Annotated in this window: 1 protein-coding gene; it reads left to right on the forward strand. The window is 51.0% G+C overall.

The features are described 5' to 3' along the window. Positions 1-2: 2 nt before the first annotated feature. On the forward strand, positions 3-535 hold a 533-nt coding region (locus ACWHAR_RS31420), incomplete at its 3' end, for an SLC13 family permease (protein ID WP_452088971.1).

The raw sequence follows: 535 nt of genomic DNA on the forward strand, positions 1-535 counted from the left end.
GAATCGTTCTTGCGGTTACAGCCTGGACGGCCGTCTGGTGGATTACGGAAGCCGTGCCGATTCCGGCGGCATCGCTCTTGCCAGTCATTTTGCTGCCGACATTGGGTGGTTTAGATATGGAAACGACGGCCAAAGCATACGGCGATCCGATTGTGTTTATGTATATGGGAGGATTTATCATTGCGATCGCCATCGAAAAATGGAATCTTCATAAACGGATGGCTTTGCACATTTTAAAGCGGATCGGGGCTGAAAGCCACCGGATCGTGCTTGGCGTGATGGCGGCGACTGCGTTTTTATCGATGTGGATTTCGAATGCTGCCACCGCTTTGATGATGCTTCCCGTAGCGCTAGCAGTCATTAAAGAAGTGCAGGAAAAAGAAATTTTAAAAGGCGAATCGCTGCAGAAGTTCAGCAAAAGCATTTTGCTGGCTGTCGCGTATGCGGCGTCGATCGGCGGACTTGCCACATTGGTCGGTTCCGTTCCGAACGCGGTGTTTGCCGCGATGTCCAAGCAGATGCTCAATCACGAAAT

The sequence above is a fragment of the Bacillus sp. LR--39 genome (assembly GCF_053613335.1).